Source organism: Tenacibaculum dicentrarchi, assembly GCF_964036635.1.
Lineage (GTDB): Bacteria > Bacteroidota > Bacteroidia > Flavobacteriales > Flavobacteriaceae > Polaribacter > Polaribacter dicentrarchi.
The window spans coordinates 1,677,626-1,693,285 of sequence record NZ_OZ038524.1 but is presented as its reverse complement, the minus strand read 5'-3'; the positions used below and the strand labels follow the sequence as shown (position 1 = coordinate 1,693,285).

The following is a 15,660-nucleotide window of genomic DNA, read 5'->3' as shown; positions in this document are numbered from 1 at the left end:
TCGAGCAACTAATTTAGTAAATAAAAACGAAATAGAAAATCCCCTAAGGATTTTCGTAGGTAGGCGAGCACTAGCAATAAATTATATATTTTGTTAGCTTTTCGTTTATTTTTCCTTATTTACAATTAAAATACCGATATAAAACCACATATTTTTCAGCGTTTTTATTCGGTGTTTAACTTGTCTAAATTTTCATTCCTAATTTCGTAAACAGGCTAAAAGTCCGCCATTTTCATTTCAGAATTACAGACAGATTCTTGCGTAATATTTGTCAGAATCCCACAGTTTTTCATTTCCGATTGCATAAACAGGCTAAAGTCTGCCGTTTCTATTTCATAATTGCGGACAGATTCTTACGTAATATTTTTCAAAATCTTCTGCGTTAAAATTCCATTTCTAATTGCGTAATATTTATCAGGATTCTACTTTAGGAAAACGCTTTATTTTTCCAATTTCACGCATTTTTTTTGTTAATGAAAGCTAACGCCATGTGTATGTGGCGTATTTTTCCGCCAGGAAAATATGCGCTCATACACTTTGTTAACGTGCGTTTTTTCTTTTTTAATTAAAATACCGTTATAAAATCACATATTTTTCAGCGTTTTTATTGGGCGTTTAACTTGTCTAAATTTTCATATAAACTTACGTGAAAAAATCTAAAATCGGGGATATTCCGAACATTTTTTCATTTTTATTTTCGATTGCGTAAACGAGCTAAAAAGTCTGCGGTTTTATTTCGGAATTATAAGCAAAATCTTACGTAATATTTTTCAAAATCTGCTGTTTTACGATTCCGTTTCTACTGCGCAAACGAGCTAGAAAGTCGGCTATTTTCATTACAAACAGATTCACGTAATCTTTGTCAGGATTTTACTTTTCGAAAACGCTTAATTACGTTAATATTCCGTGTAATTTGGCTTAATGCAGGTTAACGATAACGTATAAACGAAGTAGCGAATAAAAAAGCCGAAAATTCGAATTAAGTACTAATTCTGTAAATATACAAAAAGGTTGAGTTAAGGCACTTAACTCGCTATTTTGTTTATACAATGTTGTAGCCAGTTACTTCTTTTTTGGTAAACCTACTTTCGCAAGTATTTTTTTTGCTTTCTCTAATTTTTTAGGAAATAGAACTCTGTCTTGTAATTCTTCTAATTTCTTATCAAATACTATAATAGGTACTTTCGACGTATTTAATTTATCAATTTTAGTTGCCATAATTTTCAATATTAGTTAATAAAAAAGCACTGTAATCTTCTCCAACGATAAACTCTTCCCATTCATCCTTTTCAATTGTTAGACCAAAAACTTTAAAATCTTTCTGTATTTCAGCCAAATTGTTAGTTATTCCCATTCTATAAAGTCGAGTTCTTACTTTTGTACTACCTGTTGCAAAAATCCAAGCATTTGGGTTTTGTTCAGTAAAAGCATATACTGTTGATGCTACGGTAGCTAAAACTTTCAAACTATCTCCGTTATTGGTTACAGATAAATCATTTATAGATTTAGTTTTATCATCATAATCTCCAAATCCCAAGTTATATACATTTTCTTGTCCGGTGAAGGTATATTCAACCATTTTTCTAATTAATCCTTTTTTACCCTCACTAATAAATTCAAAATGTTGGTATTTATTCTCAGATTTGTATTGATATTTAGGATTATTCATATTAATAGTTTAATTATAAACAAAATTATGAAATATTTTCAGGACTTTAATTGTTAAGTTCAGTTTTTAATTGGCTACAACGGTTTTATATATGGTTTGTTGCGTATTTCGAGCAACTAATTTAGTAAATAAAAACGGAATAGAAAATCCCCTAAGGATTTTCGTAAGTAGATAAGCACTAGCAATAAATTATATATGTTGTTGTAATTAGTGATTTTCTAACTAAATTTCTCATTTCTTAATTTTCAATTTTTCCGTTTTATTTCTCTTTCTTTTTTTTACGTTTCTACTTAAAACTCCGCCTTAATTAATTTCCACCTATTTATTCACGCTTTATTTTCAGCGTTCAATTCTGCCTTTTTTCACGTTTGAGCTTAAAACTCCGCCCTAATTAATTTCCGCTTATTTATTCACGCTTTATTTTTCAGCGTTCAATTCTGTTTTTCTCTTTTTTAGGGTTTACTTTCTAAAAATAGAGTAGTAGTCATTTTCAATTTTTCCAGCGCAATATTATTCAATATTAATTTCTAGAAAAGATAAATCACTAATTAGGAATTTCAGGCTGAAATTCCGCCATTAATTACAACGTGTTTGTATATGGTTTGTTGCGTGTTTTAAGCACCTAATTTAGCAAATAAAAACCGAATAGAAAATCCACGAGGATTTTCGTAAGTAGGCAAGAACTAGCAATAAATTATATACGGTGTTGTGCGTTCGTTTTTTTTTACGTTATCATTGCTTTATCTCCTTTTTTTCCTTTTTTAACTCGTTCAGAATATCCAGCAAAAAAGAAAGGAATATTATCTTCAGTTCCATTTTCAATTCGTTGTTTAACTTTCTCAAAAGCTAGAATAGAAATTTCAAATTCAGGTTGTCCAGTAACTAAAATCGGTTGATTTAATTGGTCATACCAATAATATTTTCCTCCGTAGTTTCTTCTGGCAACTTCAAATATATAAGAGCCAGCTTGTGCGATTATATCTTCCAACATTCCAGAATCCATATCGTCTTTATTTTCTGAAAATAAACTCAAAATTTCGTCATCTAAAACTGCTAAACTAGATTCAGTATAATCTAATCCGTCATCAAGTCTTTCATTGAAACTGGAAATAAGTTTTTCAGCATTATTTGTCGATTTTTCAATAAATTCTAATTGAGCTTCATCAATCGGATTTTCACTAGGTTTTCCGTTTGTTTTTTTCTTAAAAAAGTTAAATATTCCCATAATTTTTATTTTGTTCTAGATTTTTCTCAAATGACGCACAACGTGTTTGTGTATGCTTTGTTGCGTTGGTTTAGCGTAAAGTTAGCAAATAATTACTGAATAGAAAATCCGCGAGGATTTTCGTAAGTAGGCTAAAAGAAAGCAATAAAATATACACGGTGTTGTAGGTAGGCTTTTAGAATTCAGTCCTATGTTTTTCGGCATATTTCCGATATAAATTTTTCATTGAACCATCTGGGTAATTAGAAAATTTAGAATCTAATTCACTCATTATTCTTTCAGATTCTTCGTTTGAACTTTCAAAAAACCAACTACCATTTTCAGGAAGCAATTCAACCGCTTTTTTTATTATTTCAGATGATTTAGTCGCTCCAATTTCATTCAGCGATTTAATAACTTTTTCATTCTGTTCAGGAAACCATTCTTGTAAAAAAGTCAAAATACTATCTGCTTGACCTGCATTTTCCAAATTCATACATAAAAATAAATTCAGTTCAATTTCATTTAGTGAGTTCGGTTTTTTTTCATTTCTTTTTTGAAGGATTTCAAATAATGCAATTGAAAAGTCAGAATTGTCTTTTAAAGAAAAAAGACTTTTGATATCTTCATTTTTAACAATTTTATCTCGTATAATTAATTCGTTTTTTATTTCCTCTGTCATCCAAGAAAGTCCAGAATAAGGATCTTTTTTCATAGTTCGAATTTCATTGATTTATTTCGGTTTTTAGCTTAGCTACAACGCCTAGTGTATGTGGCGTATTTTTCCGCCAGGAAAATATGCGCTCATACACTTTGTTAACGTGCGTTTTTTCTTTTTTAATTAAAATACCGTTATAAAATCACATATTTTTCAGCATTTTTATTCGGCGTTTAACTTGTCTAAATTTTGATATAAACTTACGCTAAAAAATCTAAAATCGGGAATATTCAGAACATTTATTCATTTTTATTTTCGATTGCGCAAACGAGCTAAAAAGTCCGCCATTTTCATTTCAGAATTATAGACAAATTCTTGCGTGATATTTTTCAAATTCTGCTGTTTTACGATTCCGTTTTGATTGCGCAAACGAGCTAGAAAGTCGGCTATTTTCATTACAAACAGATTCACGTAATCTTTGTTAGGATTTTACTTTTCGAAAACGCTTAATTCCGTTAATATTCCGTGTAATTTGGCTTAATGCAGGTTAACGCCATGTGTATGTGGCGTATTTTTCCACCAGGAAAATATGCGCTCATACACTTTGTTAACGTGCGTTTTTTTCTTTCTTTTTTAATTAAAATACCGTTATAAAATCACATATTTTTCAGCGTTTTTATTCGGCATTTAACTTGTCTAAATTTTCATATAAACTTACGCTAAAAAATCTAACATCGGGAATATTCCGAACATTTTTTCATTTTTATTTTCGATTGCGTAAACGAGCTAAAAAGTCCGCCATTTTCATTTCGGAATTATAAGCAAAATCTTACGTGATATTTGTCAAAATCTACTGTTTTACGATTCCGTTTCTATTGCGTAAACGAGCTAGAAAGTCGGCTATTTTCATTACAAACAGATTCACGTAATCTTTGTCAGGATTTTACTTTTCGAAAACGCTTAATTACGTTAATATTCCGTGTAATTTGGCTTAATGCAGGTTAACGGTCTCGTGTATGAGTAGTAGCGGATTTCTACTTACGAACCTTTCGGTTTTGCATTGACCTTTGTTTTATGTTTATACTTTCGTTTTATCACTTAAACCGCTATTACTTATACACATTGTTGTGCCTAGTATTTTTTCCATTCTCTTAAATACTTTATTGGGAACGGTAAAACTGTTAAGTCACCATTCTTAACAAAGTCTACATTCATAAGGGGTAATAATTTTTCAAAAACATATTCTGAATTTCCGTAAGTTTCAATTTTTCTAATTACTGAAGCTCTTGATATAGACTGTTGAATTCCCTTTCCTTTTATACCAACAAAATAATAATTCCTTTCGTTTTCCTTAAAAGAATGAATATCTAACTGACTGTCTAAAATTTCATACCTTGACTTATCTCTAAAATATGATTTTAATACTTCTCCTGTTTCCTGCTTAACTTTTTCAACAAAGATTTTTTTATCATTTCTGTTTTTGAAACAATTTAGTAGGTTTTCCTTATTCCAGTTCTCAATTTGTTTTATTTTGTTTTCAAATTCTTTAACTTTTTCAGTTTCAAACACTTCATTCACTACAGATAATGCTAAATCTTTTTTGATACTAATTTTAGAGTTTTCTTTTATTAAAGTATCATTTATTTTTTCAAATTCTGGAAGTGTAAAGTTGCTGGTTCGCTTTATGATATTAATATTTCCAATATCGTCTTTTACAATAAATTCAATATTACTGTCATTATCATAAATAGAACATAATTCATCATATTCACTTTGATTAAATAAATCTGCTTCGAATTTTTCATAACTCAAAACTCCATTTGGCTCAATGGTCAAGAAGTAGAAGTCGATATTACTTTTAATGCCAAAAATCCATTTGTTTTTGTAGTTATATTTCGACCAATCAATTATTGATATTTTCTTGTTCCTAATATCATTTTTAATTACCAATTCTTTAATAATTGCTTTAATACTGGCTTTTGAATTTAGTTTAAAATCTTCAGAAGTTATGTGCTGGATATTATTTGATGGTTTATAAGGGTCTTTCTGTTCGTATTTTTGATAAAAACTCTTATTATGAATTAGCTTAAAATTATAACCCGTTTTGTTTTCTTTTTTAGATAATTCAATTTTTGAATTTGGAATATGATTTTCAATTTCTCCTTTAATACTTTCAAGATGTTCGTTAGAGTTTTCATCTTTGATACCATCAATTAAAAAAATGCTTTCGTTTAATTTAGAATAATCAAAAGTAATTGAATGTCGAATTACATTATTTGTTTTAGCACTTTTAAATTCAATACTTAAATAGTTGGATAGTTTCTCTTTAATGCTATCAAAAATATCTGATAGCATTCCTATTTTACTATTTTTAAATTCATTTAGATTACTAAAATCAAAAAACGGAATATTATTTTTTTCTAATGAACCTTTTTTTGAAGTCTGTTTTAGAATGAATAGATTTTCTCCTTTAATACTTTCGCTAGGTAAAACACGTTTGAGTGTGTTAGTTGAATGAACAAAAGTATACTTTGGATATTCTTTGAGTTTCTTTTTTGAAAAATCCATTTGTTTACTTAGTAATACACTTGAAAATGTTTTTACGTTTAATTGTAAACAACAATTTGGGTCAATATAAAACTCTAAGCCTACAATTTTAAAAATCTGCTCTTTATCTTTTGATTTACTAATTTTTAAATGATTTGGATTGAATAAATAAAGTTTTCCAGTCAGATTGTTAAATGTTAGTCTTTTATGATTTGGCGTTGCTATTGAGTTAATTAATAATTGAGAGAGTGTATGAGTTTCCAACAACTCAAGTTCAGTTTTATTTAAAATCTTAAAAGATAGTTTGTTGCCATCTTCAATTTTTTCAAGTTGTTTTGATAAATCAACATTAGAAATATAATTTTTATCAAACAACGCATAAAAAGATTTACCTCTTTCAAAAATGATACTTTTAGCGTTTAACTCAAGTTCAATTTTATCAAGTATCAACGCTCCATATTTTATGAAATTCTCAGAAGTAGAAAACTTAACAATTGTATATTCTTTCACTAATTGCTGAAAGTTAAACCGTATGTTTAATTGATTTGTTTTACAAGCTTGCATAAGTGTTAATCTCTTTTAAAAATGAATGATTTAACTCCTTTGTTTCTGAATTCCATAAAAACGGAACTTCAACTATTTTTCCGTCAGTAGATTTAACTGTTTGCCAATTGATGGTAGAAAGAATATTTATTATAAACACTTTATCAGCTTGTACTTTTTCCAATTTCTTTCTGATTTTTGATTCTTGATTTTCAAATCCAATTTCTGTAGTTTCCTTCCAATGTTTAAAATCTACATAAATATTTGAATCTTTTATTTTGTAATCAAAAATTTCATAATTCTCTGTTGACAGTTCTTCAAGTTGAATACCAAAATGTTTTTCAAAAATAAATTTGCCAATTTCTTCACCTAAAGCTCCTTTGTAAATGTTGTTAAACATAACAGGTGGTATAATATACTTATTGGTTTTGAACGATTTTGCCCATTTCTTTTCATCAAAAAGGTCTTTTACTCCATCTATTTCTAAAAGTTCATTTAGCCTTGCAGTTTCAGAAGAAATTTCACTTCCATTATTAGATTTAAAATCAACAATAACATTCTTGAAATCATTGAAGAAATCAGATTTTTTTAGTTCAAAGTGATATTTGTTAGATGGATTTGGAAATTCAACATATAAATCTAAAATGCGATTTAAATTCAGGGTATTTATATCTTGCTCTGATATCGTTGGAAAACGCAAGCACATTTCTCTTAACTTTTCCCATTCTTTTACTCGCTTTTCATTCCATCCCCAATCTTCGTTTGATATAAATTTTTGAATTAAGGAATGAACTTTTTTGTTAGTCGCAGTTGCTAAATTTTTAAAAGTAAAATCTGTCTGCTGATGCATTTTGATTTGTTGTTTACTTGAATTAACCAAAGCTTTAAATTCATTCAGTACTAAGTTGTTTTCTGTGTCAAAATTGCAAATCAATTTATCTAATTCTTTATCTGCATAAATGTAGATATTTGGTGCTTTTAAATTTGTTCTACAAATTCTTCCAATTGCTTGAATGATGTATTTAGCGTAATGCTGTTTAATATTGTCGTCTTGATAAAGGTTGACTTTTGGTTTACCTAAGTCTTCTTTAGTATTAAAAGATGCTAATAAGTGTTTAAATGCTCTAGTAACTTCTGTGTTTAATTGGTGTATGGAAATGATTCCAACTTGTGTTAAAAATTCTAATTGAAAAAGGTATTTAATAAAACCTTCCTCATTTAAATCTTTATTAACTTGCTGTATAATATGCGTTGGCTTGTCTAAATAAATAGCATTAATGTCAGTCTTTCCTTTAGTATTCCAGTTAAATAGTTTTTTGCTTCTAACATTTATTAGATTTTTGGGATTTGGTGCAATAAACTGTAAATTTTGTCCAGCTCCCATTGTCTGATACATAGAGATGATAAAGACTTTTTTCCCTTCCTCAAGACGTCTTATAAAGTTTTGTTTTTTGTTATCAAAGTCATTACTGTTTATGACTGTATAGGCATTTTTAACCTTAAATTTGTCATTGATTATGAATTCGTTAGCAAGATTGTTTTCTTCAATTAGGATTTCAAATATTTCTTCCAAAATAGATAAGTCAAGAGCTTTGTCGTTCCATTTTGGTTCTTTGTTTAATAAACAAAGAAAACCTTTAATATCATCTTGAATTAAAAACTGCTTGAAAGCATAGGATATTTTTAAATAACGGTTAAAAAGATATTCAGTTATTTTTGAATTTTTAGATTTTATTTTAGAAATAATTTCTCTTGAAAGTTCTTTACTGCTTAATAAATTTTCGAAATCTGATTCGAAATTGTTAAATCCTAACCACTTTGTTTGAATCTTTGTTTTAGAGTAGTATTTATTCTGCTCATTAAATATATCAGTTAGAATTTTATTTTCTTCATTATTTAATTCTATAAATTTTGAACCAAGTTGTCTTTTAAAATAGGTAATGTCGTAATTACCTGTAACCGTTTTTACTAGTGCAGTTGCAGAAATTCCTATGACCTTTGATTTTTCAGCAAGCTTTAACAAAAACTTTTCAGGTGTATTTTGGAAACTGTATATGAATGTTTTTGTTTTTGATTGATGAGAATCATCATCTACAAAATCATAATACCTAAAACCATTTTCATAAACACTCAAATCATAATTAAGTTCGGTTTTTCCGTTTTTGCTTTTTGTTGGTTTTTCTCTAGCACTTAAAATATTATCGATTAAAAAGTTTTTGTATTTAGAATCTAAACCAAACTCTTCAATAACTGTGCTTAATGCCAAATCAAATGTAAATTCAGCTCTTCTTGGGTTGCTTTCTCTTTCTTGTGTTTCAAGTTGCTGATAATTTTCTGCAATACTTTTTAACACTCCACTAAAATAATTTACAAAGCCTTTTATTTGGTTCAATAAATGAACCATACTTTCGCCTTTGGGTTTTGTGTCTTCAAAAATTATTTCATTTGTTTTAGATGATTTGTTTTTATTCAAACGAATAAACCTTTTATCGTTTCGATAAACAGAATGATATTGAAAATCGTGAAACAATAAATTTCTTTGATTTATGTTTTCATTTTCGTGATTTTGGGTTTTAAAGCTGTAGTCAAGTTGATATTTGGTTACAATTTCTTCTGATTTTTTTAATAAGACTTCTTGTATGTCGTGAAGTGGTAAGCCATAATTATTATCAATTAATTCTTGTCTTTTTTCTGAATGTGTTATGAATTTTTGAGGAAAAACATTTTTTGATAATGCCCAATAAATTTCTGTAAAAAGATGAATGAAATCAATTCGTTGTTTTTTTCCTTTCTCAATAATATTTTTGAGAATGTTGTCTTTTGTAGCATCAAATTCATCTATGAAAATAATTGCATCTTTTGTCAAGTCATTTTCTAAGAAAGAATAAGATGGTTCTACTAACGTACTATTTTTATGATAGAATTTATCAATACTTAAGAAGAATACTTTTCTTTTTGATGTAAAAACAGCAGGATAAAGCTCTCCAATCCATTTTAATTCATTATTAGTTTGAATTGCTTTAATACGGTCTTGTCTATTTTTGAATTTGTCTTTTAAATACTTTTCAATTATTCTTCTGAATTTTGGTTCAAAATCTGTTCTAAGCTCATCTTTAAGTTTTGAAACATACGTTTTTAATGAGTTATTTTTTTCGTTATTTTTTATTTCAGCAACATTGCTTTTGATTGAATAAAAAACTTTGTAGTTTTTAAAATAGTCGTTTATTGAGTTTTCTACATCTTGAAAACGCTTAACTAGACAGTCAGAGTTTGAGTCTAAAAAAGTAATATCTTTCTCAAATTCTTGAAGCTTCTTTTTAGGTATAAAAAAGTCTTCTCTTAATTCATCAAAAGGAAGATTTTTTTTGAGGTTTGTTACAAAAAATATCTTTCTATTTTCTTTACAATAATTTTTATAATTTTCAAAAACCCAAGTTAGAACTGTATGAGTTTTTCCAGAACCAGTAGGTGGGTTAAATAATAATAATCCGTTTTCTTTGTTACAGTGATTATTCAGGATTTCTATCATATTTGGGGATGTTCTTCTATATTAGGCACAACGGTTTTATATATGGTTTGTTGCGTGTTTCAAGTTCTAAATATATTAAATAAAAACGAAATAGAAAATCCCCTAAGGATTTTTGTAAGTAGATAAGCACTAGCAATAAATTATATATGTTGTTGTAATTAGTGATTTTCTAACTAAATTTCTCATTTCTTAATTTTCAATTTTTCCGTTTTATTTCTCTTTCTTTTTTTTACGTTTCTACTTAAAACTCCACCTATTTATTCACGCTTTATTTTCAGCGTTAACTTCTGCTTTTTTCACGTTTCTGCTTAAAACTCCGCTTTCATTAATTTCCGCCTATTTATTCACGCTTCATTTTTCAGCGTTCAATTCTGTTTTTCTCTTTTTTAGGGTTTACTTTCTAAAAATAGAGTAGCAGTCATTTTCAATTTTTCCAGCGCAATATTATTCAATATTAATTTCTAGAAAAGATAAATCACTAATTAGGAATTTCAGGCTGAAATTCCGCCATTAATTACAACGTTTTTGTATATGATTAGTGGTGTGTTTAAGTACCTAATTTAGCAAATAATCACCAGATAGAAAATCGGCGAGGATTTTCGTAAGTAAGCTAAAACTAGCCATTAATTATATACGGTGTTGTACACAGTATTATTTTTTCAATTTCTTAATTTGATATTTTGACAAAAATTTATTACCCAATGGCGATATAAAAAACTTGTCATAATTAGTTCTAGTAGTTTTTATTTTTTCACGTTGAACTAAACCGAAATTTAATAAGATAGGTACTAAATTTCGAGTTATGTATCTTTGGTTGTGATTCGACATAAATTCGGTAACTCCATTTGTAAGAGAACCTTGAAAACTAACAAAAAGTTTTAATACTGTATGTATAGAATCTTCTTCTTTGGAATTCATACTAGCTGGTAAAGTAATTTCTTTAGTATTTAGCACTTCATAAATTTCATCGAAACTGTAGTCTCCAATATTATCATTTTGACTTTTTCTTTTAGTCAAAGTTTCTAATGATGTAACTTTTTTTTGTAATTCATCTCGTTCAGTTCTTAGAATTTCTAATTCATTTATTATTACAGAATTATTTGGAATTTCGTCTCCTTTTATCCAACCTTCCAAATCAAACTCATTTTGAATATCGATAATAGATTCTAAAATTGCTAATTTAATATCACTATCGTTTTCGCAAATACGACAAACTTTAGACATTACATTTTTTCTAAAATCTTTATATTTTTTTTGATTATCAAGTTCTAAAACCATTTGACCTTCTGATTTTACTTTTAAATCTATAAAATTTTTGTCTAATACTAAAGCAAAAAAAGGCTTGCCAATTTCAATTGCATAATTGTATTCAATTTCTGTATAAGATAACCCTGATTCTGGTTCCAATGAGCCATATCTTCCTCCTAAAATTAGAACGTATATATCTGATTCATCAATCCAGCGTTTAATGGTGTCTAATTGACTTTTATTTCCCGCTGAGAAAAGTTCCATTCCAGCAGGAATATTACCAGCTCTTAAAATTGCTTGAACTGCTGATTGTCTTTCTTGTATCAAATCAGTAAATGTGGATGAAACAAATATTTGTAATTTTTTCTTCATTCGTTATTTTTTAGATATTGTGTACAACGGTCTTGTATATGGCTCGTAGTGTGCAAATTATCAATATTTTTTCGGTTAAGCACTAGCCGGATTTTTTAATTTTCTTATTACCTTTTTTTCTCAATAAGTCAAATTAAAAAATTTGGCGGACTTCGCAAATATGCCTAAACTTCGATTAAGCAACTGCCCAGCTATGAGCTATATACGGTGTTGTAAGTAGTGCTTTTTTCATTCACTTACTTAATTTCAAAATCCTAAACGCTCCTTGAATTACCAATATAAAAACGATTGTTCCAATAATCAAATCAGGTTTATTAGAACTCAAATAATGCACTAAAATTCCTGCAATTATTACTCCTAAATTTATAATCACGTCATTCGAGGTGAAAATCATACTCGCTTTCATATGTGCTTCTTCTTTACTTTTTGACTTTTGCAAAATATAAAGACAAATTCCGTTTGCGATAAGTGCGAAAATCGAAACGATAATCATTGTCGAAAAATCGGGAAGTTTCTCGTCTTCGAAAAATCTTCTTAAAACTTCTACAAATCCAATAATCGCAAGTATTATTTGAAAATATCCAGCAAGTTTGGCAATCCGTTTTTTCTTTATTACTGTTCCGCCAACCGCAAACAAACTAATTCCGTAAACAAAACTGTCCGCAAGCATATCTAAACTATCGGCAACAAGTCCCATAGATTTTGAGATAATTCCTGTTGTCATTTCGATTATAAAAAACGCAAAATTTATAACGAGTACAGACCAAAGTAGCTTTTTTTGGTTTTTGTTTTCTTTAAATTCTGTTTGGTCGGTTTGTTTAGTCGAGATTTTCTTTCCACCTAAATTTAGTTCGATAACTGACTTTTCGATTTGGTCAATTTCTCCGCTGTGAAAAACGGTCAATTTTCGATTCGGAATATCAAAGTCCAAATTCGCAATGCTTGAAATTCCATCTAATTTCATTCGGATTAGATTTTCCTCTGAAGGACAGTCCATTTTGGTAATTTCAAATATTGTCTTTTTCATTCGGTTTCTGGGTTTTTCGGCATTACTTACAACGTTGTTGTATATGGTTTGTTGCGTGTTTCAAGCAACTAATTTAGTAAATAATTACCGACCAAGAAAGTCCGCGAGGACTTTCGTAAGTAGGCTAGAAGCCAGCAATAAATTATATACGGTGTTGTAGGTAGTTGTTTTTCAGGTGTATATTAATATCCGTTAGTTCTTCTCTATATATCTCGTTCCAACTAAAAAGAACATCCCAGTAGTTTTTCCATTTATGATTATTTCACTTCTTTTAGGTTTATATTCCTTCCATTCTCCTTTAGAATCTAAATTACTCATTTCGGTAATAACTTCAAATGGATTCCCTTCTCTGTATCTTAATTTAAATTTTTCTTTAAAAATAATTTCTTTACCTTGTAGAAGTGAATATTCGAAAACATCATAATCTGAACTTGATTTTGGAAGTTCATTTTTTAAATATTCCGAATTCATTTTCAAAGGAACCATAATTTCATTCAATCTTTTTTCAGTTTGATTATAGTACATAACTTCAAAGTTTTCATTATCATTTTCAGAAGTTACTTTAATTTTCAATTTACTAAGGTAGTTACTTATTTTAATATTCTCTCCTCTTAAATCGTTTCCATCATTGTCATAAAATTTCACATCAATACTTGACTGTACATTAGAGTCAAGTATTTCTTCACTATCACAAGAGTTAAAAAATTGAACTAATAAGACTATAACTAATAATTTTAAAATACTGTTTTTCATATTTTTGGTTTTAATTACCTACAACGTTTTGTATATGAAAAGTGCTGTTTTGTGTGCGAGGATTTTCCGCAGGAAAATCAGATGTAGCAAAACGGCACTGACTTTTGTGTTATGACCAAATTAAGCATTTTTTATATACTTTGTTAGCTTTTCGTTATTTTTTTACAATTAAAATACTGTTATAAAATCACATATTTTCAGCATTTTTATTCGGCGTTTAACTTGTCTAAATTTTCATTTCTGATTGCATAAACAGGCTAAAAGTCCGCCGTTTTCATTTCAGAATTACAGACGGATTCTTGCGTAATATTTGTCAGAATCCTATAGTTTTTCATTTCCGATTGCATAAACAGGCTAAAAGTCCGCCGTTTTCATTTCATAATTACAAACAAATTCTTGCGTAATATTTGTCAAAATTTACAGCTTTACGATTCCATTTCTAATTGCGTAATATTTATCAGGATTCTACTTTTTTAAACCGCTTTATTTTTTCAATTTTTGCGTATTTTTTGTTAATGAAAGCTAACGCCTAGTGTATGTGGCGTATTTTTCCGCCAGGAAAATATGCGCTCATACACTTTGTTAACGTGCGTTTTTTCTTTTTTAATTAAAATACCGTTATAAAATCACATATTTTTCAGCATTTTTATTCGGTGTTTAACTTGTCTAAATTTTCATATAAACTTACGCTAAAAAATCTAAAATCGGGAATATTCCGAACATTTTTTCATTTTTATTTTCTATTGCGTAAACGAGCTAAAAAGTCCGCCATTTTCATTTCGGAATTATAGACAAATTCTTACGTGATATTTTTTAAAGTCTGCTGTTTTACGATTCTGTTTCTATTGCGTAAACGAGCTAGAAAGTCCGCTGTTTTCATTACAAACAGATTCACGTAATCTTTGTCAGGATTTTACTTTTCGAAAACGCTTAATTACGTTAATATTCCGTGTAACTTGGCTTAATGCAGGTTAACGGTCTAGTATATGAAACGTAGCGTATAAATAAACACTAACTTTTCGGATTATACACGAGCCAAATTTTTATTTTTTCTATTTATCTTTAATTTTTTAAATATACAAAAATAAAAATTTGGTGGACTTAATAGAGAAGCAAAAACCTCTCGGAAAGCCTGTAATAGCTATGTTTTATATACATTGTTGTGCATAGTGCTTTTCACGTTTTGCTTGGTTTTCCGATGTTTGTTATTTAGTTCTAAATTGAGCGTTGGCAAGACATATTCTTTTACAGTTTTGGTGGTGCGATGGCTTGAGCGACTGTAAATGTGTATGGCTTTCAGCGTTGGCAATTCCGATTACTTACTTAATTTCAAAATCCGAAATGCACCTTGTATTACCACTATAAAAACGATTGTTCCGATAATCAAATCAGGTTTGTTGGAATTTAGCCAATTCACTAAAATTCCTGCGATTATTACTCCCAAATTGATAATCACGTCATTGGAAGTAAAAATCATACTCGCTTTCATATGTGCCTCTTCTTTGCTCTTTGACTTTTGCAAAATGTAAAGACAAATTCCGTTTGCGATAAGTGCTAAAATCGAAACGATAATCATCGTTGAAAAATCGGGAAGTTTCTCGGCTCCAAAAAATCTTCTCAACACTTCCACAAATCCGATAATCGCAAGTGTTATCTGAAAATAGCCTGCAATTTTTGCAATCCGTTTTTTCTTAATCAACGTTCCGCCAACCGCAAACAAGCTAATTCCGTAAACAAAACTGTCGGCAAGCATATCCAAACTATCGGCAACCAATCCCATTGATTTCGAGATGAGCCCTGTGGTCATTTCGATAATGAAGAAGACAAAATTTATCGCCAGTACAATCCAAAGTAGCTTTTTTTGGTTGGTGTTTTCTACAAAATCTTTTTTGTTGGTTTCTTCGGTCGAGATTTTCTTTCCGCCTAATTTTAATTCGATAATTGACTTTTCAATTTGGTCGTTATGACCATCGTGAAAAACGGTCAATTTTCGGTTGGGAATGTCAAAATCGAGATTTTTGATTTCTTGGATTCCATCCAATTTCATTCGTATAAGATTTTCCTCGGAAGGACAATCCATCTTACTGATTTCAAATATCGTTTTGTTCAT

General features: G+C 28.9%; 10 protein-coding genes. All 10 read right to left on the bottom strand.

Annotation, left to right across the window (positions count from 1 at the left end; translation table 11 throughout):
- Positions 1–1,062: 1,062 nt before the first annotated feature.
- The 10 genes from ABNT14_RS07360 to ABNT14_RS07315 all read right to left on the bottom strand — a co-directional run bounded on the left by ABNT14_RS07360 (position 1,063) and on the right by ABNT14_RS07315 (position 15,660).
- Positions 1,063–1,218, bottom strand: a complete 156-nt coding sequence (locus ABNT14_RS07360) for a hypothetical protein (protein ID WP_180947638.1) — start codon at positions 1,216–1,218, stop codon at positions 1,063–1,065.
- The gene (locus ABNT14_RS07355) at positions 1,208–1,669 is read right to left on the bottom strand and encodes a DUF6934 family protein (RefSeq protein WP_101907171.1); all 462 of its coding nucleotides are present in this window, start codon (positions 1,667–1,669) and stop codon (positions 1,208–1,210) included. The genes ABNT14_RS07360 and ABNT14_RS07355 overlap by 11 nt, the downstream gene beginning before the upstream one ends.
- A gap of 724 nt (positions 1,670–2,393) precedes the next feature.
- Complete coding sequence (locus ABNT14_RS07350) at positions 2,394–2,894, bottom strand: hypothetical protein (RefSeq protein WP_200809392.1); 501 nt, start codon at positions 2,892–2,894, stop codon at positions 2,394–2,396.
- Positions 2,895–3,069: 175 nt separating this feature from the next.
- Complete coding sequence (locus ABNT14_RS07345) at positions 3,070–3,588, bottom strand: DMP19 family protein (RefSeq protein WP_101903699.1); 519 nt, start codon at positions 3,586–3,588, stop codon at positions 3,070–3,072.
- A 1,074-nt stretch (positions 3,589–4,662) separates the two neighbouring features.
- On the bottom strand, positions 4,663–6,642 hold the full coding sequence (locus ABNT14_RS07340; RefSeq protein ID WP_101902753.1) for a hypothetical protein: 1,980 nt from the start codon (positions 6,640–6,642) through the stop codon (positions 4,663–4,665).
- Positions 6,629–10,150: a hypothetical protein gene (locus ABNT14_RS07335; protein WP_101902752.1), complete on the bottom strand. Its 3,522-nt coding sequence runs from the start codon at positions 10,148–10,150 to the stop codon at positions 6,629–6,631. The genes ABNT14_RS07340 and ABNT14_RS07335 overlap by 14 nt, the downstream gene beginning before the upstream one ends.
- 651 nt (positions 10,151–10,801) lie before the next feature.
- Positions 10,802–11,770, bottom strand: a complete 969-nt coding sequence (locus ABNT14_RS07330; protein ID WP_101902751.1) for a DUF4062 domain-containing protein — start codon at positions 11,768–11,770, stop codon at positions 10,802–10,804.
- 232 nt (positions 11,771–12,002) lie between these two features.
- Positions 12,003–12,797: a cation transporter gene (locus tag ABNT14_RS07325; protein WP_101902750.1), complete on the bottom strand. Its 795-nt coding sequence runs from the start codon at positions 12,795–12,797 to the stop codon at positions 12,003–12,005.
- Between the two features lie 192 nt (positions 12,798–12,989).
- Entirely contained in the window at positions 12,990–13,550 is a 561-nt protein-coding gene (locus tag ABNT14_RS07320) for a hypothetical protein (RefSeq protein WP_101902749.1), read from the bottom strand.
- A 1,315-nt stretch (positions 13,551–14,865) separates the two neighbouring features.
- A complete protein-coding gene (locus ABNT14_RS07315) occupies positions 14,866–15,660 on the bottom strand; it encodes a cation transporter (protein ID WP_072765499.1) in 795 nt (264 codons plus the stop codon).